A 22,737-nucleotide genomic window follows, 5' to 3' on the forward strand; every position below is an offset into this window, starting at 1 on the left:
TGCTCAGCCGGCCGCGACGCGGCCGACCTCGGCGGCCACCACCGCCAGCGCCTCGTCGATGCGGGAGACGTCGGTGCCGCCGCCCTGGGCGACGTCGTCCTTGCCGCCACCCTTGCCACCCACCAGCGGCCCGACAGCGCGGACCAGGTCGTTGGCGCTCAGCCCGCGAGCCCGCGCGTCGTCGTTGACCGCGGCGACCACCGAGACCTTGCCGTCGGCGGCGCCGATGATGACGACCACGCCCGGCTCCCCCTGCGGCAGCCGACCGCGGACGTCGAGCGCGAGGGTGCGCACGTCGCCGCCGCCCGCGCCGTCGACGCGGTGCGCGACCAGGTTGACCGGTCCGACCTTGGCCGCGCCGCTCGCCAGCTGGCCGCCACCGGAGAGCAGCTGACCGACGCGGGCCTTCTCGATCTCCTTCTCGGCGGTGCGCAGCCGCTCGACCAGGTCGCCGACGCGGCCGACCAGGTCGTCGGGCTGGGTCTTGAGCAGACCGGTGAGCTGCGCGACGACGTCGCGCTCGCGGGCGAGGTACCGGAAGCCCTCCACGCCGGTGAACGCCTCGATGCGCCGGTTGCCCGATCCGACCGAGGCCTCGCCGGTGACGACGATCGTGCCGATCTGCGAGGAGTGGTCCACGTGCGTGCCGCCGCAGAGCTCGCGCGACCAGGGGCCCCCGATCTCGACGACGCGCACCTTGGTGTTGTCGTAGGTCTCGCCGAAGAGCGCGATCGCGCCCCACTCCTTGGCCTCGGGGAGCGTCATGTACTGCCAGCCGACCGGGAGGTCGGCACGCAGGGCCTCGTTGGCGACCTGCTCGATGTCGCGGACCTGCTCCGGCGACAGGCCCGTGGTCCAGCCGAAGTCGAGGCGCAGGTAGCCGGGCCGGTTGTAGGAGCCGGACTGCAGCGCCGAGGGGCCTAGCACCTCGCGCAGCGAGGCGTGCACCACGTGGGTGCCGGAGTGCGCCTGCCGCGCGCCGGTGCGCCACTCGGGGTCGACCTGCGCGTGCAGGAGGTGGTCGCCGGGCGTGAACTCGCCGTCGACGACGCGCACCTGGTGCACGACGAGGCCCTTGATCGGGCGCTGGACGTCGAGGACCTCGAGCCGGCCGCCGTCGAACTCGATCGTGCCCGCGTCGGCCGCCTGGCCGCCGGACTCGGCGTAGAACGGCGTGCGGTCGAGCACCAGCTCGCCGACGTCGCCCGCGACGAGCGACCTCGCCGGCGTACCCCCGACGAGCAGCGCGAGCGCGTTGGACTCGGTCTCGAGGGTCTCGTACGCGAGCCACTCCGTCGGTCCGTGCTCGTCGAGCACGGTGCGGTAGACGCCGGTGTCGGCGTGCTGGCCGCGCTTGGAGCGGGCGTCGGCCTTGGCCCGCTCGCGCTGCTCGGCCATGAGCGAGCGGAAGCCCGCCTCGTCGACCGCGAGCCCCGCCTCGGAAGCCATCTCCAGCGTCAGGTCGATCGGGAAGCCGTACGTGTCGTGCAGCGCGAACGCCTGGTCGCCCGACAGCGTCGTCCTCCCGGACTTCTTCACGTCCAGCGCGGCGAGGTCGAAGATCTGGGTGCCGGCCTGGAGCGTCTTGCGGAACGTCTCCTCCTCGGCGTACGCGACCCGCGAGATCCGCTCCCAGTCGGTGTGCAGGTCGGTGTAGGTCTCGCCCATCTTGTCGCGGCTGACCGGGAACAGCTCGGGCAGCGCCGGGTCCTCGTAGCCGAGCAGGCGGATCGAGCGGACCGCGCGGCGCAGCAGGCGGCGCAGCACGTAGCCGCGCGCCTCGTTGCCGGGCGTGACGCCGTCGCCGATCAGCATCATCGAGCTGCGCACGTGGTCGGCGATGACGCGGAAGCGCACGTCGTCCTCGTGGTCGGCGCCGTACCGGCGGCCGGTGAGCTGCTCGGCCATCTGGATGACCGGGAACATCACGTCGATCTCGTACATGTTCTCGACGCCCTGCGTCATGAACGCGACCCGCTCGAGACCCATGCCGGTGTCGATGTTCTTCTTCGGGAGCGACCCCGAGATGTCGAAGTCCTCCTTGCTGCGGACGGCGCTGAGCTCGTCCTGCATGAAGACCAGGTTCCAGAACTCCAGGTAGCGGTCCTCGGCGGAGAAGTCACCGTCCGCGCCGTACGCCGGGCCGCGGTCGATCAGGATCTCCGAGCACGGGCCTCCGGGGCCGGGCACGCCCATCGACCAGTAGTTCTCGGACTTGCCGAGCCGCGCGATCCGGTCGTCGGGCAGCCCGGTGATCTTGCGCCAGAGCGCGACCGCCTCCGGGTCGTCGACGTACACGCTGGGGTAGAGCTTGGCCTCGTCGAAGCCCCAGCCGCCCTCGGACTGCGGCTTGGTGACGAGGTCCCACGCGAGCTCGATCGCGTGCTCCTTGAAGTAGTCGCCGAAGGAGAAGTTGCCGCACATCTCGAAGAACGTGCCGTGCCGGGTCGTCTTGCCGACGTCCTCGATGTCGGGCGTGCGCACGCACTTCTGCACGCTGGTGGCGCGGTCGTACGGCGGGGTCTCCTGGCCGAGGAAGTAGGGCTTGAACGGCACCATGCCGGCGTTGACGAAGAGCAGGTTCGGGTCGTCGAGCAGCAGCGAGGCCGAGGGCACCGGGGTGTGGCCGTCGCGCTCGAAGTGAGCCACGAACCTCCGGCGGATCTCCGCGGTGTCCATCAGTTGCTGCCTTCCTGGTGCTGTTCGGTCGATTCGGTGGTCGAGCCTGTCGAGACCGCCTTGTGGCGACCCCCGCTGAGCTCTGGTGTCCCATGAGGCACGAGCCCGAGGCGCTCGCGCAACTCGGATTCCTTGGCCGCCTGGCCCTGCGCGACCTCGTCGCGGAAGAGCCGGGCACCCACCTCGAGCGCGCCGAGCCGGTCCTTGAGCCCGTCGACGGTGAAGACCTCGGCCGCACGCCGGCCCCGCACCATCACGTAGGCGGCGGTGCCGGCTCCGGCGACGAACCAGAGCCCTCGTCTCATGCGGCGTCGTCCTCTTCCGGCCGGCTGGCCCGTTGCCGGTCCTGCCACTGGCGGACGGCCTCGCGGGTGTCGACCTTGCGCTGCTTGCGCGCCCGCTTCACCTCGCGCCTCATCTCGAAGCGGATCCGGTTGCGGGTCTCCGGGTCGAGGGCCCGGCGTACGCCGTGGGCGAGCGAGGCGGCCTTCACCACCGTCTCGCGCAGCACGAGGTCCGCGAAGAGCGCGGTGCCGATCGCCGACGCCGGCTCGACCTCCGCCGGCTGCGGGCCGTGCTCCCGACCCAGGTCGGTGATCACGAACGACGCCTCGGGCGCCGGCTTGGGCTTGTCGAGACGGCGCTCGAGCGCCGTGAGCTGGTCGCGCAGCAGGGCGGTCTCCGCCTGGGACTCCGCCGCCACCCGTTCGACCCGCGAGCGGGTGCGCAGGAGCGCGACGGCGAGGGCCAGCGCCACGAGCGCCATCACCCCGGCCACCACGGGCGCGATCCAGTCCTGCATGGTGACCGACCCTATCGCGCGCCCCCGCCTCGGATGATCCGGCGTACACGTTCCCAGCGCTCCTTGATCGACGCCTCCGCGCCGAGGGAGGTGGGCTGGTAGTAGTCACGGTCGAGCACGACGTCGGGGGCGTACTGCTGCTCGGCGATGCCGAAGGGCTCGTCGTGGCTGTACTTGTACGCCGAGCCGTGGCCGAGCTTCTTGGCGCCGGCGTAGTGCGCGTCGCGCAGCGCCGGCGGGACGTGGCCGATCTTGCCGGCCCGGACGTCCGCGATCGCGGCACCGATCGCGGTGGTCACGGCGTTGGACTTCGGGGCGACCGCCAGCGCGATGGTCGCGTGCGCCAGCGTGAGCTGGGCCTCCGGCATCCCGATCAGCTGCACGGTCTGCGCCGCGGCGACGGCGATCGGCAACGCCGTCGGGTCGGCGAGCCCGATGTCCTCGGAGGCCAGGATCATCAGCCGCCGCGTGATGAAGCGCGGGTCCTCCCCCGCCTCGATCATCCGGGCCAGGTAGTGGAGGGCCGCATCGACGTCGGAGCCTCGGATGGACTTGATGAAGGCGCTGACGACGTCGTAGTGCTGGTCGCCCTGGCGGTCGTAGCGCACCGCCGCCCGGTCGACGGCGGTCTCGGCCGTCGCCAGGTCGACGGTGTCCAGGCCCTGCGACGTCGCCGCGCCGGCCGAGGCCTCGAGGTAGGTCAGGGACCGTCGCGCGTCTCCCCCGGCGAGCCGGACCAGGTGCTCGAGAGCCTCCTCCTCGACCTTGACCTTCCCGCCGAGGCCGCGCTCGTCGACCAGGGCCTGGTCCAGGACCGCGCGTACGTCGTCGTCGGTCAGCGACTCCAGCCGCAGCAGCAGGCTGCGTGACAGCAGCGGCGCGATCACGCTGAAGAAGGGGTTCTCGGTCGTCGCAGCGATCAGCGTGACCCAGCGGTTCTCGACGCCCGGCAGGAGCCCGTCCTGCTGGGCCTTGCTGAACCGGTGCACCTCGTCGACGAAGAGCACCGTCTCGCGGCCGGTGGCCACGAGCTCGGCCCGCGCGCTGTCGATCGCGGCCCGGACCTCCTTGACGCCCGCGGACACGGCGGACACCTCGACGAAGCGACGGTCGGTCTGCTGGCTGACGATCGAGGCGATCGTGGTCTTCCCGGTCCCCGGAGGTCCCCAGAGCAGCAGGGACATCGACTGGTCGCCCTCGACCAGGCGCCGCAGCGGCGATCCGGGGGCGCGCAGCTGCGCCTGGCCGACCAGCTCCTCGAGCGTCCGCGGTCGCATCCGGACCGCGAGCGGCGCCGACGCGTGTGTGTTCGCGTTCAGCGAGCCGCCCCCGGCGCGAGGCGCCGCACCGGGGGTCTCGAACAGTCCGTCTTCCACGCAGTCAGGCTAGAGGTACGACGGCTACGCGCTGGCCATGGTCTTGCGCTCGAGGTCGTACCAGGTGTCCGCGTAGCCGGGCTCGTTGGCCGCCAGCGGCGACGGCGTCGCACCCGGGTCGGGAGCACCGCTGTCGTCGACGCCCAGCAGCGGCGCCGTGACCGGGCGGTCCGGGTGTTGACCCAGCTCGCCGGCGAAGTGACAGGCGACCTTGTGGCGCTGGCCGATCTGGAGCAACGGCGGCTCCACCCGCGCGCAGATCTCCTGCGCGATCGGGCAGCGGGTGCGGAACCGGCAGCCGGACGGCGGGTTGATCGGGCTGGGCACGTCGCCCTCGAGCCGGATCCGCTCGCGGCGGCCACCGATCGCGGCCTGCTTCACGTCGGGCACCGCCGAGAGCAGCGCCTGGGTGTAGGGGTGGTTGGGCCGGTTGTAGAGCGTCTCGCGGTCGGCGATCTCGACGATCTTGCCGAGGTACATGACCGCGATCTCCGGGCAGAAGTGCCGCACCACCGCGAGGTCGTGGGCCACGAACAGGAACGCGATGTTGAACTCGCGCTGCACGTCCTGGAGCAGGTTGATCACCTGGGCCTGGATCGACACGTCGAGGGCCGAGACCGGCTCGTCCGCGACGAGCACCTTCGGCTGCAGGGTCAGGGCGCGGGCGATGCCGATCCGCTGACGCTGGCCGCCGGAGAACTCGTGGGGGTAGCGGTTGTAGTGCTCGGGGTTGAGACCCACGATCTCCAGCAGCTCCTGCACCCGCGGGAGGATCTTGTTCTTGGGGACGATCTTGTGGATCGCCAAGGGGGCGCCGACGATCGCGCCGACCGAGTGCCGCGGGTTCAGCGACGTGTACGGGTCCTGGAAGATCATCTGGATCTCGCGGCGCAGCGGCTTGAGCTGGCGCGAGCTGATGTTGGTGATGTCGCGGCCGTCGAAGGTGACCGATCCGCCGGTCGGCTCGTAGAGCCGCGTGATCAGCCGGCCCGTCGTGGACTTGCCGCAGCCGGACTCACCGACGAGGCCGAGCGAGCCGCCCTCGGGCACCTGGAACGAGATGCCGTCGACGGCCTGCACGTGGCCGATGGTCCGCCGGATGACGCTCGAGGACTTCACGGGGAAGTACATCTTGAGGTCGCGGACCTCGATGATCGGCTTGGCGTTCGGGTCCGCCACCGAGGCGGCGTGACCCTCGACCGGGCTGATGTAGTCGATCTCGTCCTGGTCGACCGGGTCCTCGGTGCGCGAGGTCGGGTCGTCCTGCGGCAGGAAGCCGGGCGAGGACGGGACCGGGGACAGCTTGTCGTCGCCGTACTTGTCGTTCATCGAGCGTCCTCCACCAGGTCCGGCGCGATCTCCGGCAGGACCTCTTGTTCGAACACGACGTCAGGGTTGGTGAGGTGGCACCGCTTGAGGTGCGTCTCGGTGCGAGTGCCCGGAGCCAGCTCCGGCAGGGTCGTCGTGCACAGGTTCCCCGGCACCTTGTCGCGGTGCGGGCAGCGCGGGTGGAAGGCGCAGCCCGAGGGCGGGGTGAGCAGCGACGGCGGGTTGCCCGGGATCGGGATCAGCCGCGCGTTGGTGTCGCCCCGGACGTCCGGCACGCTCGAGAGCAGGCCCCACGTGTAGGGCATCTCGGGGTGCGTGAGGATCTCGTTGCAGCTCCCCACCTCGACCGCGCGGCCGGCGTACATGACCAGCACCTCGTCGGCCACCTCGGCGATGACGCCGAGGTCGTGGGTGATAATGATGACCGCCGACTCGAACTCCTTCTGCAGGTCCTGCAGGAGGTCGAGGATCTGGGCCTGGACCGTCACGTCGAGCGCGGTGGTCGGCTCGTCGGCGATGAGCAGGCTGGGGTTGTTGATCAGCCCCATCGCGATCATCGCGCGCTGCCGCATGCCGCCCGAGAACTGGTGCGGGTAGTCGTCCACGCGGCGGTCCGGCTGCGGGATGCCGACCCGGTCGAGCATCTCGATCGCCCGGGCGCGGGCGGCCCGCTTGCTGACGTCATGGTGGACCCGGTAGGCCTCACCGATCTGGTTGCCGACCGTGTAGTAGGGGTGCATGGCCGAGAGCGGGTCCTGGAAGATCATCGCGACCTCCTTGCCCCGGCGGCGACGCATCTGCTCGTCGGAGAGCTTCAGCAGGTCGGTGCCGTCGAGCAGGATCTCGCCGCTGACGATGGCGCTGGTCTTGCGGTGCAGGCCGAGGATCGCCGAGCTCGAGACCGACTTGCCGGAGCCGGACTCGCCGACGATGCCGAGAGTCCTCCCCTTCTCGAGGTCGAAGGACAGGCCGTCGGTCGCCTTGACGATGCCGTCGACCGTCGGGAAGTGGACCTTGAGGTCACGAACCGAAAGAAAGCTGGACACAGGGATCTCCCTCAGCCGACGCGGACGCGCGGGTCGATGACCGCGTAGAGGACGTCGACGATGATGTTGGCCACGATGACGAAGCTGCCGAGCAGCAGCACCAGGCCGATGATCGTGGGCAGGTCGTTGGTGTTGTTGGCGTCGATGGCGAGCTTGCCGAGGCCGTTGTAGTTGAACACCGTCTCGGTGATGATCGCGCCGCCCATCAGCCCGGCGAAGTCGAGTCCGACCAGGGTGACGAGGGGGGTCAGCGCGGCTCGCATGCTGTGCTTGACCAGCACGCGGCGCGGCTTGAGTCCCTTGGCCCGGGCGGTGCGGACGTAGTCCTCACTCATCGACTCCAGGACGAAGGCCCGGGTCATCCGGACGTAGCCGGCCATGTAGAGCACGGCCAGGGTGATGCCGGGCAGCAGCAGGCAGGTCAGCCAGGCGCCCAGTCCCCCCTCGGCGATCGGGGTGTAGACCGGGACGTCCACCAGCTCCCACTTGATCGCCACGAACTTCAGCAGGAACAGACCGATGAAGAACGCGGGGAACGCATAGAGGACCAGCGAGACCGCCACGATCCCCCGGTCTATCAGCGACCCTCGGGTGACCGCGGCTATCACGCCGAACAGGACACCGAAGAACAACCACAGCACGAGTGCCGCGATGGAGATCGAGAGCGAGACCGGGAAGGCCTCTTTCATGAGCTGGTTCACGGTCTTGGTGTTGACCACCGAGTAGCCGAAGCACGGTGCCGCGCAGTGCGTCACCAGCTGCGGCGCCGCGGCGCGCAGCTCGGGGTCGTCCGGGTAGTCACGACCCTTGACGACGCCCTGCAGGAAGTCGGTCCACTGCACGATGGTGGGTTTGTCGTAGCCGAGCGACTTGTTGGTCTGCTTGATCTGCGCGACCGAGCAGTTCTTGCCGCACGCGAAGCGGCCCGGGTCGATCGGTGAGGCGAAGAACAGGAAGAACGTCACCAGGCTCATCACGATCAGCATGATCACGCCGACGAACAGGCGCCGGATGACATAGGCCAGCATCGGGGGAACCACCTCGTACGGTCTGGAACTGCGGTGGGTGCATCGGGTCAGCACGATGGTGCTGGGTCCAGCATGCACCCTGGACGGAGGTGAGGGTGAGGACCCCTCGACGAGGTCCCCACCCCCGGTTGTCGGGCGGCCGCTGGTGAGCGGCCGCCCGACAGGGTGTAGCGGGTACTACTGAACTACTGCTTCACGCCGATCGCGCCCAGGTCCGGGTAGCTGGAGCTGGCCGGGGTGGTGGTGAAGTTGACGACCTTCGAGCCGTGGAGGAAGTAGAACTGCGCGATCTCCAGCGGGATGTAGGCCACGTCCTGACCGAGGACGATGTCAGCCTGCTGCAGGGCAGCAGTCTGGTCCTCGAGGGACGCCGCGTTCTGGGCCTGGTCGACCAGGCCGTTGAACTCGTCGCTCTTGTAGGCGCCGTAGTCCTGGCCGTCCGAGTTCTCGGTCAGGTTCGGGCGGCTGTCGAAGAGCGGGGCCGTGACGGTGATGGCGGAGGGCCAGTCAGAGCCCCAGCCGCCCCACATGACGTCGCTGTCCTTGTCCGGCTTCTGGATGACGTCGTAGTACGTGTCACCGAGACCGTCGAGGGTCACGTCGAAGCCAGCAGCGTCCCACGTCTCCTTGAGGGCAGCCGCCTGCTTGTCAGCGGTGTCCGTCTTCGGGTACGTGAAGGTGATCGGGTAGGGCAGCGTGACGCCGGCCTCCTCGAGCAGCTTCTTGGCAGCAGCCGGGTCACCCTCCTGGGGGCCCGAGAACGCCGGGTTGGCCTTGTAGCCGACCACGGCCGGGTTCACGATGGACTCGGCAGGCGCGAACGCCTTGTCGCCACCACCAGCGTCGATCCACGCCTTGGCGTTCGTCGCGACCTTGAGGGCCTCGCGGACCTTCGGGTCCTTCATCTTGCGGAAGTTCGGCACCAGGTAGTCGACGTACGGCGACGCCTCCAGCGTGGCGCGGTCGGCGACCGGGCCCTCGATCTGGTTGTAGTACGGCGCCGGGATGCGCTGACCCGTGACGGCGGTCTGAGCGTCACCGCTGTCGGCGATCAGCTGGTCGTAGATCGTCTCGGTGGTCTGACCGATGTTGAAGACGATCGACTCCGGCAGCGCCTTGCGGACGTCGGTGGAGTCCGTCTTCGGGTCGTAGTTGTCGTTGCGGACCAGCGTCGCGCCCTTGTTCTTGCTCCAGGCACCGTCGAGCTTGTACGGGCCGTTGGAGAAGATCTGGAAGTTGGACTTGTCGCCCTGGTCCTTGTCCTTGCGGTACGGGTCCATCATGTGCAGCGCAGCAATCGCGAGCGGGAAGTCCGGCCACGGCTTGTTGAACTTGTACGTGATCGTGGAGCCGTCGCAGGTGACAGCCTTGTCGAACAGGTCCTGACCGTCGCCCTTGTAGGGGCCGTCGTAGGCCGGCAGACCGGTCTTCTCGTCGGTCGGGATGTCCAGGTAGCTCAGCAGGTAGTTCGGACCACCGGTGATGACGTCGGTGGCGAACACGCGGGACGCGCCGTACTTGAAGTCGTCACACGTGATCGGCTGGCCGTCCTCCCAGTTGACGCCGTCCTTGACCGTGAAGGACCACTCCTTGCCGCCGTCCTTGGACGTACCGGTGTCGGTGGCCAGGTCGGGGACCGGCGTGTTGGAGACCTTGGGGTCGGTCGAGATCGGGAACGTCACCAGCTGGCGGTAGACCGTCCGGCTGAAGTTGGTGATGTCGCGACCCACGTAGATCCGCTGGGGGTCGACGTGCTCGATCGGAGCGAAGATGAGGTAGTTGAGCGTGCCGCCAGCCGCAGCATCTGCGTCGGTCGATCCGCCAGCCGAGGGGCCACCAGCGCTGTCGCTACCACCACAGGCCGCGAGACCTGCGGTGAGTGCGACCACCGCGGTAGCGGCGAACACCCGCTTTCGATACTTGAACATTACTTCTCCTTGAGTGTGTGTCGCGCCTGGAGCGGCGGCACCTTCGGCGACTCCGTATCACCGAAATCTGGGGACTGCAGGGGGTGGGTCAACGCGCCGTCTTCGGATCGAGCGCGTCGCGGATCCCATCGCCGAGCAGGTTGAAGCTGACCACGATGATCATGATCAGGAAGGCCGGCAGGAAGAAGAACATGAAGTCGGCCGACGAGTAGTTGATCGAGCCCTTCAGGATGTTGCCGAGCGTCGGCGTCGGCGGGACGATGCCGACACCGAGGTAGCTCAGCGCGGCCTCGGCGGAGATGTAGGCCGGCATGGTCAGCGTGAAGGTGACCAGCAGCGGCGCCCACAGGTTCGGCAGGATCTCCTTGAAGTAGATCCGGCGGCGCGAGGCGCCGAGCAGGACGGATGCGTCGACGAACTCACGCTCGCGCACCGACAGGACCTGGCCGCGGATGATGCGCGCGATGCCGGGCCAGCCGAAGAGCGCCAGCACGAAGACGACGTAGGCGCCGTTGGGCAACGGATCGGACCGGTCGCCGGGGAGGATGTCGGCCATCAGCTGGATGCCCATCGCGGAGAGCGCCAGCAGCATCAGCGTGGAGGGGAACGACAGCGTGAGGTCGATGGACCGACCGATGAGCGCGTCGACCCAGCCGCCGCTGAAGCCGGCGATGATGCCGAGCACCGCGCCGACGATGATGGCGATCAGGGTGGCCGACAGGGCGATCGCCAGCGAGAAGGTCAGGCCGTACCAGACCCGCGACAGCACGTCGCGACCCGTCTGCGGCTCGACGCCGAGCGGGTGCGACCAGCTGATCCCGCCGAGCTTTCCGATCGGCAGGCCACCGGTGTTGGGGTCGGTCAGGTCCTGGTGGAACGACGTCGGGTCCAGCACGCCGAACTTGACCAGGAACGGCGCGGCGACCGCCGCGAGCACGTACAGGACCACCACGACGAAGGAGACCATCGACAGCTTGTCGCGGCGGAACCGCCCGACGGCGAGTCGGGTCGGGGACTGACCCTTGAGCTTGGAGAGATCACCCTGCGGCGCACCGGTGGGGTCCGGCAGCTGCTCGCTCTCCAGGTTGGAGGCAGTCGTGGTCATGGCACCTCTGTCTTCTCGGTTTGCCTGGGCGCCGGTCGGCCATCCGGATCACGGATGGCCGGGGGTCGGCGACCGAAGCGACTGTATGTGACGCCGACGCATCATCGGGTCATCTGCGTGTAACGATCTGATCTCGGCAAGGTGCAGGTGGCGTTCGCCAGAACGGGCTATGGACGCAACACCCTGCGTCCGCTGACGGCATCCGCCGCGCACCTTGCGTCGAACCCTCCTGTTCACCCCAGGACGTACGGCGTCGCGCCGGGTCGCGACGCCTCCCGGGGGGCGTAGATCACATTTCCGGACGTTACTGATCCGTTATGCGGGTTCGGCGGCCTTCGCCGGTGGCCCGTCCACGCCGGCCTCCTTGCGCTGCTCGGGGGTGATCGGCGCCGGCGCGGCGGTGAGCGGGTCGAAGCCACCCCCCGACTTCGGGAACGCGATGACGTCGCGGATCGAGTCGGTGCCCGCCAGGAGCGCGCAGATCCGGTCCATGCCGACCGCGATGCCGCCGTGGGGCGGGGCGCCGAAGGTGAAGGCGTCGAGGAGGAACCCGAACTTCTCGTGGGCCTCCTCCTCGGTGAGGCCCATGACGGCGAAGACCCGCTTCTGCACGTCCTCGCGGTGGATCCGGATCGACCCGCCACCGAGCTCGTTGCCGTTGCAGACGATGTCGTAGGCGTACGCCAGCGCCGAGCCCGGGTCGGTGTCGAAGGTGTCCAGGAACTCCGGCTTCGGGCCGGTGAAGGCGTGGTGGACCGCGGTCCACGCGCCCGCGCCCACCGCGACGTCGCCGCTCGCGACCGCGTCGGACGCCGGCTCGAACATGGGGGCGTCGACCACCCAGGTGAAGGCGAACGCGCTCTCGTCGATCAGCCCACCGCGACGGCCGATCTCCAGCCGCGCGGCGCCCAGCAGCGCCCGGCTCGGCTTGGTCGCACCAGCAGCGAAGAAGACGCAGTCACCGGGCGCGGCGCCCACGTGGGCGGCCAGGCCGGCCTTCTCCTCCTCGGAGAGGTTCTTGGCCACGGGACCACCGAGCTCGCCGTCCTCCTGGACCAGCACGTAGGCCAGCCCGCGCGCGCCGCGCTGCTTGGCCCACTCCTGCCAGGCGTCCAGCTTCTTGCGCGGCTGGCTCGCGCCGCCCGGCATCACCACGGCGCCGACGTACTCCGCCTGGAAGACGCGGAACGGCGTGTCCTTGAAGTAGTCGGTGCACTCGACGAGCTCGAGACCCATCCGGAGGTCGGGCTTGTCGGAGCCGAACCGCGCCATCGCGTCGGCGTACGTCATCCGCGGGATCGGTCGCGGGATCTCGACGTCGATCAGCCGCCACATCGCGGCGAGGACGTCCTCCATCAGCGCGATGACGTCGTCCTGGTCGACGAAGCTCATCTCGATGTCGAGCTGGGTGAACTCCGGCTGGCGGTCGGCGCGGAAGTCCTCGTCGCGGTAGCAGCGCGCGATCTGGAAGTAGCGCTCCATGCCGGCGACCATCAGCAGCTGCTTGAAGAGCTGCGGGCTCTGCGGAAGGGCGTACCAGCTGCCGGGCTGCAGGCGGGCCGGCACCAGGAAGTCGCGCGCGCCTTCGGGCGTGCTGCGCGTGAGGGTCGGCGTCTCGATCTCGACGAAGGCGTGGGCGTCGAGGACGTCGCGGGCGGCCTTGTTGATCTTGCTGCGCAGCCGGAGCGCGTGGTTGGGCCCGGAGCGGCGCAGGTCCAGGTAGCGGTGCTTGAGCCGGGCCTCCTCCCCCACGTCGACGTGGTCGCTGATCGGGAACGGCAGCGGGGCCGCGGCGCTGAGCACCTCGACGTCGCTCGCGACGACCTCGATGGCGCCGGTCGCGAGGTTGGGGTTCTCGTTGCCGTCCTTGCGGGCCGTCACCTCGCCGGTGATCTTGAGGCAGTACTCCGCGCGGAGCTGGTGCGCGACCTCCTCGTCCCGGATGACGACCTGGACCACGCCGCTCGCCTCGCGGAGGTCGATGAACGCCACTCCGCCGTGATCGCGTCGGTTGGCCACCCACCCGGCGAGGGTCACGGTCTGGCCGACGTCCTCGGCGCGCAGGGCGCCGGCGTCATGGGTGCGGATCACGGTGTTGTCTCCTCGTTGCTGATCACCTGCGGTCGCAGGTCTTCTTCGGGTGGGGCCCAGGTCGCCGGGTCTGCGGCGACCTGCTCCCCCGATCGGATGTCCTTGACCTCGTGGCCCCCGTCGGCGTTGCTGAACCAGACGTAGGGGATGCCGCGGCGCTCGGCGTCGCGGATCTGCTTGCCGAACTTCTGCGCGGCGGGCGCGACCTCGCAGGGGATGTCGCGGGCGCGCAGGGCGGTGGCGATGACGTCGCTCTGCGTGCGGGACTCCTCGTTGGTGACGGCGACGAGGACGGCGCTCGGCACCGGGCGGCTGCCCGCCAGGACACCGTCGGCCAGCAGGGGGATCAGGGTGCGCGAGACGCCGAACGAGACCCCGACCCCGGGGTACGTCGTACGCCCGTCGGTCGCGAGCGCGTCGTAGCGCCCGCCGCCCCCCACGGACTTGAGCCGCTCGTAGCCGGCCATGAAGATCTCGACGACCGTGCCCGTGTAGTAGTCGAGACCGCGGGCGATCCGCAGGTTGGCCTCGACCGTCACGTGGCGGTGCTCGCCGGCGGCGCAGCCCTCGACGACGGCGGCGAGCTCGGCCAGTCCCTCGTCGAGGAGCTCGTCCTCGACGCCCAGGGCGCGGACCCGCTCCACGAACGACGTGTCAGGGACCCGGATGGTCGCCAGCTCCAGGCAGCGCTGCGCCTGCTCGGGCGTGGCACCGGCGTCGCTGACCAGCAGCTCGGCGACCCGCTCGGCGGGCAGCTTGTCGAGCTTGTCGATCGTGCGGATCGCCGCGGTCACGTCGGGCAGGCCGAGCCCGCGGTAGAAGCCCTGGATCAGCTTGCGGTTGTTGAACTGGAAGCTCACGGGCGGGATCGGCAGCGCGTCGAGCGCGTCCACCATCACCCGCATCACCTCGATGTCGTGGTGGAACGAGAGCCGGTCGCGGCCCACGATGTCCACGTCGGCCTGGGTGAACTGCCGGTAGCGACCCTCCTGCGGACGCTCGCCGCGCCACGCCGGCTGGATCTGGAAGCGCCGGAACGGGAACTCGAGGTGGCCGGCGTGCTCGAGCACGTAGCGGGCGAACGGCACCGTGAGGTCGAAGTGCAGGCCGACCCCGGCGTCCTCGTCGGCGGCGGCGTGCAGCCGGCGCAGGACGTAGATCTCCTTGTCGACCTCACCGCCCTTGGCCAGCCGGTCGAGCGGCTCGACGACCCGGGTCTCGATGTTGGCGAACCCGTGCAGCTCGAAGGTGTGGGCCAGCGACGCGATCACCTCACGCTCGACGACGCGGGCGGCGGGCAGCAGCTCGGGGAACCCGCTCAGCGGGGCAATCTTGGCCATGTCAGAGGTCCTGGAGGTACGGGTTGGTGGCGCGCTCGCGGCCGATCGAGGTCTGCTCCCCGTGACCGGGGAGGACGACGACGTCGTCGGCCAGCGGCAGCACCTTGGCGGCGAGGCTGCGCAGCATCGTCGGATGGTCCCCGCCGGGCAGGTCGGTGCGCCCGATCGACCCCGCGAAGAGCAGGTCGCCGGAGAACATGACCTCGGAGATGTCGTCGCCGTCGTACGGCGTCCGGAAGGTCACCGAGCCGGCGGTGTGGCCGGGCGTGTGGTCGGTGACGAAGCGCAGCCCCGCCAGCTCGAGCTCCTGCAGGTCCGCGAGCTCGCGGACGTCGTCCGGCTCGGCGAACTCGTAGTTGCCGCCCAGCAGCATCTGCGCGGTCTCGGGCGACAACCCGGCCACGGGGTTCGCGAGAAGGTGCCGGTCGGCAGGGTGGATCCACGCGGTCGCGTCGTACGTCCCGGCGACGGGCGCGACGCACCACATGTGGTCGACGTGACCGTGGGTGACGAGCACCGCGACGGGCTTCAGGCGGTGCTCGCGGACCACCTCGGCGACACCCTCCGCGGCGTCCTTGCCGGGGTCGATGATGACGCACTCCGTCCCGGGTCCGGTCGCGGCGACGTAGCAGTTGGTGCCCCATGGACCCGCGGGGAAGCCGGCGATCAACACCCCGGCACACTATCGAGCCGACGGGGCCCGCGTCGCACCGGTGGTGGCCCATGAGGTGGCTGGGCACGCCGACGCACCCGCGCTGATGACTAGCATGGTGCCGGGCGTCCCCGACGGGACAGCGCCGTGGCAGCCGATACGCATCGAGTGGAGTGCACCTGTGACGAGTCATCAGTGGGGTCGAGTCGACGACGACGGAACCGTCTACGTGAAGACCGCCGACGGCGAGCGCTCCGTGGGTCAGTACCCCGAGGGGTCCCCCGAGGAGGCGCTGAAGTTCTTCACCGAGAGGTACGCCGCGCTCGCGTTCGAGGTCGAGCTGCTCGAGAAGCGGGTCACCAGCGGTCTGATGTCGCCCGAGGAGGCGACGTCCTCGGTGCGGACCGTGACCGAGCAGGTCACGTCCGCCAACGCCGTCGGCGACCTGGCCTCGCTGGCCGGGCGGCTCCAGGCCCTGGAGCCTGTGCTCGAGCAGCAGCGCGAGGCCCGCAAGGTCGAGCGCGCGCAGCGCGCGTCGGAGGCCAAGGACGGCAAGGAGAAGATCGTCGCCGAGGCCGAGAAGCTCGCCGAGGGCTCCGACTGGCGCAACGGCGCCAACCGGATGCGGGAGCTGCTCGACGAGTGGAAGGCGCTGCCCCGCATCGACCGGTCGTCCGACGACGCACTGTGGCGCCGCTTCTCGACCGCGCGCACGGCGTACACCCGGCGCCGCAAGGCGCACTTCTCCGAGCAGCACGAGAAGCGCGACGCGGCACGTGCGGTGAAGGAGAGGCTGGCCACCGAGGCCGAGAGCCTCGCGACGTCCACCGACTGGGGCGGCACCGCTGGCCGCTACCGCGACCTGATGCGCGAGTGGAAGGCCGCCGGCCCGGCCCCGCGGGACGTCGACGAGGCGCTCTGGAAGCGCTTCCGGGGCGCCCAGGACACCTTCTTCGGCGCCCGCGACGCGGCCGCCGCCGAGCAGGACGTCGAGTTCGCCGCCAACGCCGAGGTCAAGGAGGCCCTGCTCGTCGAGGCCGAGAAGCTGGTGCCCGTCACCGACCTCGACGCCGCCAAGCGCGCCTTCCGCGACATCGCCGACCGGTGGGACGCCGCCGGCAAGGTGCCGCGGGATCGGATGAAGGACCTCGAGGCGCGGATCCGCAGGATCGAGACCGAGATCCGCGGCGTCGAGGACGAGCAGTGGAAGCGCTCGGACCCCGAGAAGTCCGCTCGCGCCGACGACATGGTGAGCAAGCTCGAGGCCGCCATCGCCAAGGTCGAGGCCGACCTCGAGAAGGCCCGGGCCGCGGGCAACGAGAAGAAGATCAAGGACCTCGAGGACAACCTCGCCTCCCGCCAGCTCTTCCTCGAGACCGCCAAGCGCGCCAGCGCCGACTACTCGGGCTGACGCTCCGTAGCGCTACTGCGTGACGCGGTAGGCGTCGAAGACGCCGGGCACGGATCGCACGGCCTTGAGGACCGTGTCGAGGTGCTTGGCCTCGGCCATCTCGAAGGTGAACCGGCTCTTCGCGACCCGGTCCCGCGAGGTGGAGAGGTTGGCGCTGAGGATGTCGACGTGCGCGTCGGAGAGCGCCATCGTGATGTCGGAGAGCAGCCGGGCCCGGTCGAGGGCCTCGACCTGGATGTTGACCAGGAAGCTGGACTGCCCGGTCGGCGCCCACTCGACGTCGAGCAGACGCTCGGGCTGGGACTGCAGGCTGGCGGCGTTGGTGCAGCTCTGCCGGTGCACCGAGACTCCCCCGCCCTTCGTGACGAAGCCGAGGATGGGGTCCGGCGGCACCGGCGTACAACACTTCGCGAGCTTGACCCAGACGTCGGGCGCACCCTTGACGATGACCCCGGAGTCACCGCCCGGCTGGACCTTGGCCCGCCCGCGCCGACCCGTGATCGTGACGCCTTCGGCGAGGTCCTCGGCCGCGCCGCCGTCACCGCCGTGCAGGTCGATGACCCGGCGTACGACAGCCTGGGCACTGAGGTTGCCCTCCCCGACCGACGCGTAGAGCGCCGACACGTCGGCGAGCTTGAAGTGCACGGCCGCGAGCATCAGCGACTCGTGGGACATCAGCCGCTTGAGCGGCAGCCCCTCCTTGCGCATCAGCTTGGCGATCTGCTCCTTGCCCTGGTCGATCGCCTCCTCGCGCCGCTCCTTGGTGAACCACTGGCGGATCTTGGAGCGGGCGCGCGGGGACTTCACGAACCCGAGCCAGTCGCGCGACGGGCCGGCGGTCGGTGACTTGGAGGTGAAGACCTCGACGACGTCGCCGTTCTCGAGGGCGGACTCGAGCGGCACCAGCCGGCCGTTGACCCGGGCCCCGATGGTGTGGTGGCCGACCTCGGTGTGGACGGCGTACGCGAAGTCGACCGGGGTCGCCGCGGTGGGCAGCGCGATCACGTCCCCGCGCGGGGTGAACACGTAGACCTCGGCGCGGTTGATCTCGAAGCGCAGCGACTCCAGGAACTCGCCCGGGTCCTCGACCTCGTTCTGCCAGTCGAGGAGCTGACGCACCCAGGTCATGTCGTCGACGTCGCCCGGCCGGTCGGTGTCGACGCCGTTGCGGCCGTCCTCCTTGTACTTCCAGTGCGCCGCGACGCCGTACTCCGCCCGGCGGTGCATCGCGAAGGTCCGGATCTGCAGCTCGACCGGCTTGCCCTGCGGGCCGATGACGGTCGTGTGCAGCGACTGGTACATGTTGAACTTCGGCATCGCGACGTAGTCCTTGAACCGCCCGAGCACCGGGTTCCAGCGCGAGTGGAGCACGCCGAGCACCGTGTAGCAGTCGCGGTCGTCCTCGACGAGGACGCGGATGCCGACCAGGTCGTAGATGTCGGAGAACTCCCGGCCGCCGACGATCATCTTCTGGTAGATCGAGTAGTAGTGCTTGGGTCGCCCGGTGACGGTGCACTTGACCTTGGCCTCACGCAGGTCGGCGTCGACCTGGTTGATCACCTCGGCGAGGAACTGGTCGCGCGACGGCGCCCGCTCGGCGACCATCCGCACGATCTCGTCGTAGATCTTGGGGTGCAGGGTCGCGAACGCGAGGTCCTCGAGCTCCCACTTGATGGTGTTCATGCCGAGCCGGTGGGCCAGCGGGGCATAGATGTCGAGGGTCTCGCGGGCGACCCGCTCCTGGGTCTCCTGCCGGACGTAGCGCAGCGTGCGCATGTTGTGCAGGCGGTCGGCGAGCTTGATGACGAGGACCCGGATGTCGCGCGACATCGCGACGATCATCTTGCGGATGGTCTCGGCCTGCGCGGAGTCGCCGTACTTGACCTTGTCGAGCTTGGTCACGCCGTCGACCAGCCGCGCGACCTCGTCGCCGAAGTCCTGCCGCACCTGCTCGAGCGTGTACGGCGTGTCCTCGACCGTGTCGTGGAGCAGCGCGGCGGCGAGCGTCGACTCGGTCATCCCGATGTCGGCGAGGATCGTCGTCACCGCGAGCGGGTGCGTGATGTAGGGGTCACCGGACTTGCGGGTCTGGGTGCCGTGCATCTTCTCGGCGGTCAGGTAGGCCCGCTCCAGCAGGGCCAGGTCGGCCTTCGGGTGGTTGGCGCGCACCGAGCGGAAGAGCGGCTCCAGCACCGGGTTGGCCGACTGGCCGCGGGTGCCCATCCGGGCGAGCCGCGCGCGCATGCTGCGGGTGGAGGGACCGGGTTCGGACGCGCGGCGCGGACCGGCCTGGACCGGCGGGGCCGTGCTTTCCTCCGTCACTCCTGCAGTCTAGGGCGTGACGCCAGCGCGTCAGACGGTCAGGAGAGTCGTGAGCGGGACGTCGCCCAGCGCGTCGCGTCCCGACAGGAAGCCGAGCTCCATCAGCATCGCGATCCCGTGCACCGTCGCGCCGCACTGGCCGACCAGGTCGACGGTGGCCCGGGCGGTGCCGCCGGTGGCCAGCACGTCGTCGACGAGCAGCACCCGGTCCCCCGGCTGCAGGGCGTCCTGGTGCACCTCGAGGGTGGCCTCGCCGTACTCCAGCGAGTAGGAGACGGCGTACGTCGCGCGCGGCAGCTTGCCCGCCTTGCGGACCGGCACGAAGCCGACGCCCAGGGCCAGCGCCACCGGGGCGCCGAGGATGAAGCCCCGCGACTCCATGCCGAGCACCTTGTCGACGACCGGGCGGCCGTCGGCGTCGCGTCCCGGCGCCGCCAGCGCGCCGATGACCGCGGTCAGCGCGGAGTGGTCGGCGAGCAGCGGGGTGATGTCCTTGAAGAGGATCCCGGGCTCGGGGAAGTCGGGGACGTCCGCGATCAGCGCGAGCGCCGCGTCCAGCCCCGGCTCAGTCATCTCCGGGACCCGTCACTTCTTGTCGCGCTTGGACTTCGGCTGCCGGCTGGGCTGCACCCGGCCGGCCGCCGGGCTCTTGCGCACCGGGCCGCGCGCCTCGGGGGCGATCCGGCCACGGCCGGCCACCTGCGGTGCGCGGTCCGTCGTCGTCGGGGCGACCGGACGCGAGACCGGAGAACCCTCCTCCAGGTCGCCCTCGGCCTCGTCGAGGGAGCCGGGCTCGGCCCCGACCGGGAGGTCGTCGGTGAAGACCGGGACGTTGGCGTAGGGGTCGATGTCGCGGGCGGCCCGCGCCTTTGCCCGCTTGTCGGCCAGCTTGACCTCGGACTCGGTCGACTTCATCTGCACGAGCACGCGCGGTGCGATGAAGACGGAGGAGAAGACACCGGCGGCCATGCCGACGAACTGCGCGAGCGCGAGGTCCTTCAGCGAGCTGGCGCCCAGCTGGACCGCGCTGACGTAGAGGATCGCGCCGATCGGGATGAGCGCGACGATCGAGGTGTTGACCGAGCGGACCAGCGTCTGGTTGACGGCCAGGTTGGCCGCCTGCGCGTAGCTCTGGCGGCCGGTGCGGAGGTTGGCGGTGTTCTCCCTGACCTTGTCGAAGACGACGACCGTGTCGTACATCGAGAAGCCGAGGATCGCGAGCAGACCCGTGACAGCCGCCGGTGTCACCGGGAAGCCGGACAGCGCGTAGACGCCGATCGTCAGCGCGATGTCGTGGAACAGCGCGATCAGCGCGGCCACCGACATCTTCCACTCGCGGAAGTAGCCCCAGATGAAGAGCACCACGAGGGTCAGGAAGATCCCCACGCCGAGCAGGGCGCGCTTCGCCACCTCCTGGCCCCAGCTCGCTCCCACGGCCGTGACAGAGATGTCCGTGGCGCCGGTGACGTCCGTGATGATGCCGCGGACCTCCTTGTCCCCGGCCGCGCTCAGGTTGGCGGTCTGGATGATCAGCCCGTCCTCGCCCGCTGTCGTGACCTGGGGCGAGGCCGTGTCGCCGACCGACGAGTCGCCGATCTGCTGGCTCAGCTCGTCTGCGGTCGCCTGGTTGGCGACGTCCGAGGACAGGTTCGTGACCTGGAACTGGGTGCCGCCGGTGAACTCGATGCCGAAGTTGAGCCCCTTGACGACGATGACCAGGATCGCGAGACCGACCAGCGTGCCGGAGATGGCGTACCAGAGGGCGCGGTGGCCGACGAAGTCGTACGACTTCCGGCCCTGGTAGAGGTCGTTGCCGAGCCGTGAGAACTTGCCCATCAGGCCTTACCTCCCGAGGCGACGCGGTCGATGCCGAGCGTGTTGGCGCTCAGACCGGACAGCTCGCCGCCACCGTTGAAGAACTTCCTACGTGCCAGGACCGTCACCAGGGGCTTGGTGAACCAGAACAGGATCGCGAGGTCGATGAAGGTCGAGAGCCCCAGCGCGAAGCCGAAGCCCTTCACGACACCGGTCGCGAACAGGTAGAGCACCGCGGCCGAGAGCAGCGAGACGACGTTGGCGGCCAGACGCGTCTTCTTGGCGCGCACCCAGCCCGTCTCCACGGCGACGCGCATCGACTTGCCCTCACGCATCTCGTCTCGGATGCGTTCGAAGAAGATTATGAAGGAGTCGGCGGTGACACCGACGCCGATGATCAGACCGGCGATGCCGGGCAGGGTGAGCGTGAAGCCGGCCGTCTTGCCCAGGAGCAGGACCATGCCGTAGGTGATGGCTGCGGCCGTCACCAGCGACGCGAGCACGACCAGGCCGAGACCCCGGTAGTAGAGGAGGCAGTAGATCAGCACGAGCGCCAGGCCGAGGGCGCCCGCGGTGAGGCCGGCGGAGAGCTGGTCACCGGCGAGCGAGGGGCCGATCTGCTCGGTCTGGGTCCCGTCCTTCTCGAACGCGATCGGCAGGGCGCCGAACTTGAGGCTGGTCGCGAGGCTGGTGGCCGTCTCCTTGTTGAAGTTGCCGGTGATCTGCGCGTTGCCGTCCGGGATGCGGCCGTCGAACTGGGGCGCGGAGATGACCTGGCCGTCGAGCACGACGGCGAACTGCTGCTCGCTGCCCGCCATCGCCTCGGAGAGGTCGGCGAAGACCTTCTTGCCGTCGCCCTTGAGCTCCAGGTTGACCTGCCACTGCGGGTTCTGCTGGCCCGGCGCCAGGGCGTCGGCGCTCTTGAGGTCCGTGCCCTCGATGGCGGCGGGCGAGAGGAGGTACTTGGTGGCCGCGTCGTCGTCGGTCCCGCAGGTGACCAGCCAGGTCGTCGGGTCGTCGACCGGGGGCGTCGTGGCGGGGCAGGTGTAGGCGGCGAAGGCGTCGATCGCCTCCTGCGGCGGGGCGGTGATGAAGGCCAGGGCCTCCTTGGCGGTCGCGCCCTTGGCGTCCGCGGGAGCGGTCGGGGTGGCCGAGGGCGACCCGCTCGGCGTGGCGGTGGCGGAGCCACTGGCGGACTCGCTGGCCGTCGCGGTCGGGCTGGCGGACTTGGACGGCGCCGCTGCGTTCTTCTTCTTGCCGTCTGCCGTGAACGCCGGGCGGTTCTTGGGCGAGGCGGTCGACGAGCTCTTCGGCTTGGCCTTGTCGGTGGCCTTGGCGGACGGCGACGGCGAGGCCGGCAGCGTCACCCCGACACCGGGCTCCGTGGTCGCGCTCGGGTCGGCGCTCGGGTCGGTCGGCGCGGTCGCCGTCGCGCACGGGCCGGGTGCCGCGCTGGTGCAGGCGACCGTGCGGAACCGGAGCTGCGCCTGACGCCGCACCGTGTCGAGCAGCGAGTTGTCCGTGTCCCCGGGGACCTCGACCACGATGTACTTGTTGCCCTGGGTGGTGACCTCGGCCTCGGTGAAGCCGCGCGCGTTGACGCGGGCGTCGATGATGTTCGCCGCTTCCTCGAGGTTCTCCTTGGTCGGGTTGTCCTTCGCCGTCAGGGTGACGCGCGTGCCGCCCTGGAGGTCCAGGCCGAGCGCGGGCTTCCAGACGCCGCCGATGGCGACGAGCCCGTAGAGCACACCGACGCCGATCAGGAAGACGGTCAACGTGCGGCCCGCGTGGGCAGCGGCGTTGCGTGCCATAG

17 protein-coding genes are annotated in these 22,737 nt (G+C 70.0%); 1 reads left to right on the forward strand and 16 read right to left on the reverse strand.

The window, feature by feature from the left end; genetic code table 11:
- Positions 1 to 3: 3 nt before the first annotated feature.
- From alaS to ABEA34_RS18305, 12 genes are all read right to left on the reverse strand, one after another.
- Entirely contained in the window at positions 4 to 2,679 is a 2,676-nt protein-coding gene (gene alaS, locus ABEA34_RS18250) for an alanine--tRNA ligase (protein WP_345522912.1), read from the reverse strand.
- Positions 2,679 to 2,984 carry a DUF6167 family protein gene (locus tag ABEA34_RS18255; RefSeq protein WP_345522913.1) on the reverse strand — a complete coding sequence of 102 codons (306 nt, stop codon included), beginning with the start codon at positions 2,982 to 2,984 and terminating at the stop codon, positions 2,679 to 2,681. The genes alaS and ABEA34_RS18255 overlap by 1 nt, the downstream gene beginning before the upstream one ends.
- Complete coding sequence (locus ABEA34_RS18260; RefSeq protein WP_345522914.1) at positions 2,981 to 3,481, reverse strand: hypothetical protein; 501 nt, start codon at positions 3,479 to 3,481, stop codon at positions 2,981 to 2,983. The genes ABEA34_RS18255 and ABEA34_RS18260 overlap by 4 nt, the downstream gene beginning before the upstream one ends.
- An 11-nt stretch (positions 3,482 to 3,492) precedes the next feature.
- Positions 3,493 to 4,857, reverse strand: coding sequence for a replication-associated recombination protein A (locus tag ABEA34_RS18265; protein WP_345522915.1), 1,365 nt, complete (start codon positions 4,855 to 4,857; stop codon positions 3,493 to 3,495).
- Between the two features lie 24 nt (positions 4,858 to 4,881).
- On the reverse strand, positions 4,882 to 6,186 hold the full coding sequence (locus tag ABEA34_RS18270) for an ABC transporter ATP-binding protein (RefSeq protein WP_345522916.1): 1,305 nt from the start codon (positions 6,184 to 6,186) through the stop codon (positions 4,882 to 4,884).
- Positions 6,183 to 7,232, reverse strand: a complete 1,050-nt coding sequence (locus ABEA34_RS18275) for an ABC transporter ATP-binding protein (RefSeq protein ID WP_345522917.1) — start codon at positions 7,230 to 7,232, stop codon at positions 6,183 to 6,185. Before ABEA34_RS18275 ends, ABEA34_RS18270 begins: the two co-directional genes overlap by 4 nt.
- A gap of 11 nt (positions 7,233 to 7,243) precedes the next feature.
- Complete coding sequence (locus tag ABEA34_RS18280; RefSeq protein WP_345522918.1) at positions 7,244 to 8,260, reverse strand: ABC transporter permease; 1,017 nt, start codon at positions 8,258 to 8,260, stop codon at positions 7,244 to 7,246.
- A 185-nt stretch (positions 8,261 to 8,445) separates the two neighbouring features.
- Positions 8,446 to 10,188, reverse strand: a complete 1,743-nt coding sequence (locus ABEA34_RS18285; protein ID WP_345522920.1) for an ABC transporter substrate-binding protein — start codon at positions 10,186 to 10,188, stop codon at positions 8,446 to 8,448.
- Positions 10,189 to 10,276: 88 nt separating this feature from the next.
- Positions 10,277 to 11,293: an ABC transporter permease gene (locus tag ABEA34_RS18290; RefSeq protein WP_345522922.1), complete on the reverse strand. Its 1,017-nt coding sequence runs from the start codon at positions 11,291 to 11,293 to the stop codon at positions 10,277 to 10,279.
- A gap of 315 nt (positions 11,294 to 11,608) precedes the next feature.
- Positions 11,609 to 13,384 carry an aspartate--tRNA ligase gene (gene aspS, locus ABEA34_RS18295; RefSeq protein WP_345522923.1) on the reverse strand — a complete coding sequence of 592 codons (1,776 nt, stop codon included), beginning with the start codon at positions 13,382 to 13,384 and terminating at the stop codon, positions 11,609 to 11,611.
- Positions 13,381 to 14,724 (reverse strand): histidine--tRNA ligase, encoded by a 1,344-nt coding sequence (gene hisS, locus ABEA34_RS18300; protein ID WP_345522924.1) that lies wholly within the window; start codon positions 14,722 to 14,724, stop codon positions 13,381 to 13,383. The genes aspS and hisS overlap by 4 nt, the downstream gene beginning before the upstream one ends.
- 1 nt (position 14,725) lies before the next feature.
- A complete protein-coding gene (locus tag ABEA34_RS18305) occupies positions 14,726 to 15,397 on the reverse strand; it encodes an MBL fold metallo-hydrolase (protein ID WP_345522925.1) in 672 nt (223 codons plus the stop codon).
- Between the two features lie 160 nt (positions 15,398 to 15,557).
- Between ABEA34_RS18305 and ABEA34_RS18310 the strand changes: the two genes are divergently transcribed.
- Entirely contained in the window at positions 15,558 to 16,787 is a 1,230-nt protein-coding gene (locus ABEA34_RS18310; protein ID WP_425576891.1) for a DUF349 domain-containing protein, read from the forward strand.
- 12 nt (positions 16,788 to 16,799) lie between these two features.
- Here the strand turns inward: ABEA34_RS18310 and ABEA34_RS18315 are convergent, their stop codons facing one another.
- Genes ABEA34_RS18315 through secD form a run of 4 tightly spaced genes read right to left on the reverse strand, consistent with a single transcriptional unit; the run spans position 16,800 to position 22,735 of the window.
- Positions 16,800 to 19,109: a RelA/SpoT family protein gene (locus ABEA34_RS18315; RefSeq protein ID WP_425576892.1), complete on the reverse strand. Its 2,310-nt coding sequence runs from the start codon at positions 19,107 to 19,109 to the stop codon at positions 16,800 to 16,802.
- A gap of 30 nt (positions 19,110 to 19,139) precedes the next feature.
- Positions 19,140 to 19,682 carry an adenine phosphoribosyltransferase gene (locus tag ABEA34_RS18320; protein WP_345522927.1) on the reverse strand — a complete coding sequence of 181 codons (543 nt, stop codon included), beginning with the start codon at positions 19,680 to 19,682 and terminating at the stop codon, positions 19,140 to 19,142.
- A 12-nt stretch (positions 19,683 to 19,694) separates the two neighbouring features.
- On the reverse strand, positions 19,695 to 20,945 hold the full coding sequence (secF, locus tag ABEA34_RS18325) for a protein translocase subunit SecF (protein ID WP_345522928.1): 1,251 nt from the start codon (positions 20,943 to 20,945) through the stop codon (positions 19,695 to 19,697).
- A complete protein-coding gene (gene secD, locus ABEA34_RS18330) occupies positions 20,945 to 22,735 on the reverse strand; it encodes a protein translocase subunit SecD (RefSeq protein WP_345522929.1) in 1,791 nt (596 codons plus the stop codon). The genes secF and secD overlap by 1 nt, the downstream gene beginning before the upstream one ends.
- Positions 22,736 to 22,737 lie beyond the last annotated feature (2 nt).

The organism is Nocardioides conyzicola, from assembly GCF_039543825.1.
Lineage (GTDB): Bacteria > Actinomycetota > Actinomycetes > Propionibacteriales > Nocardioidaceae > Nocardioides > Nocardioides conyzicola.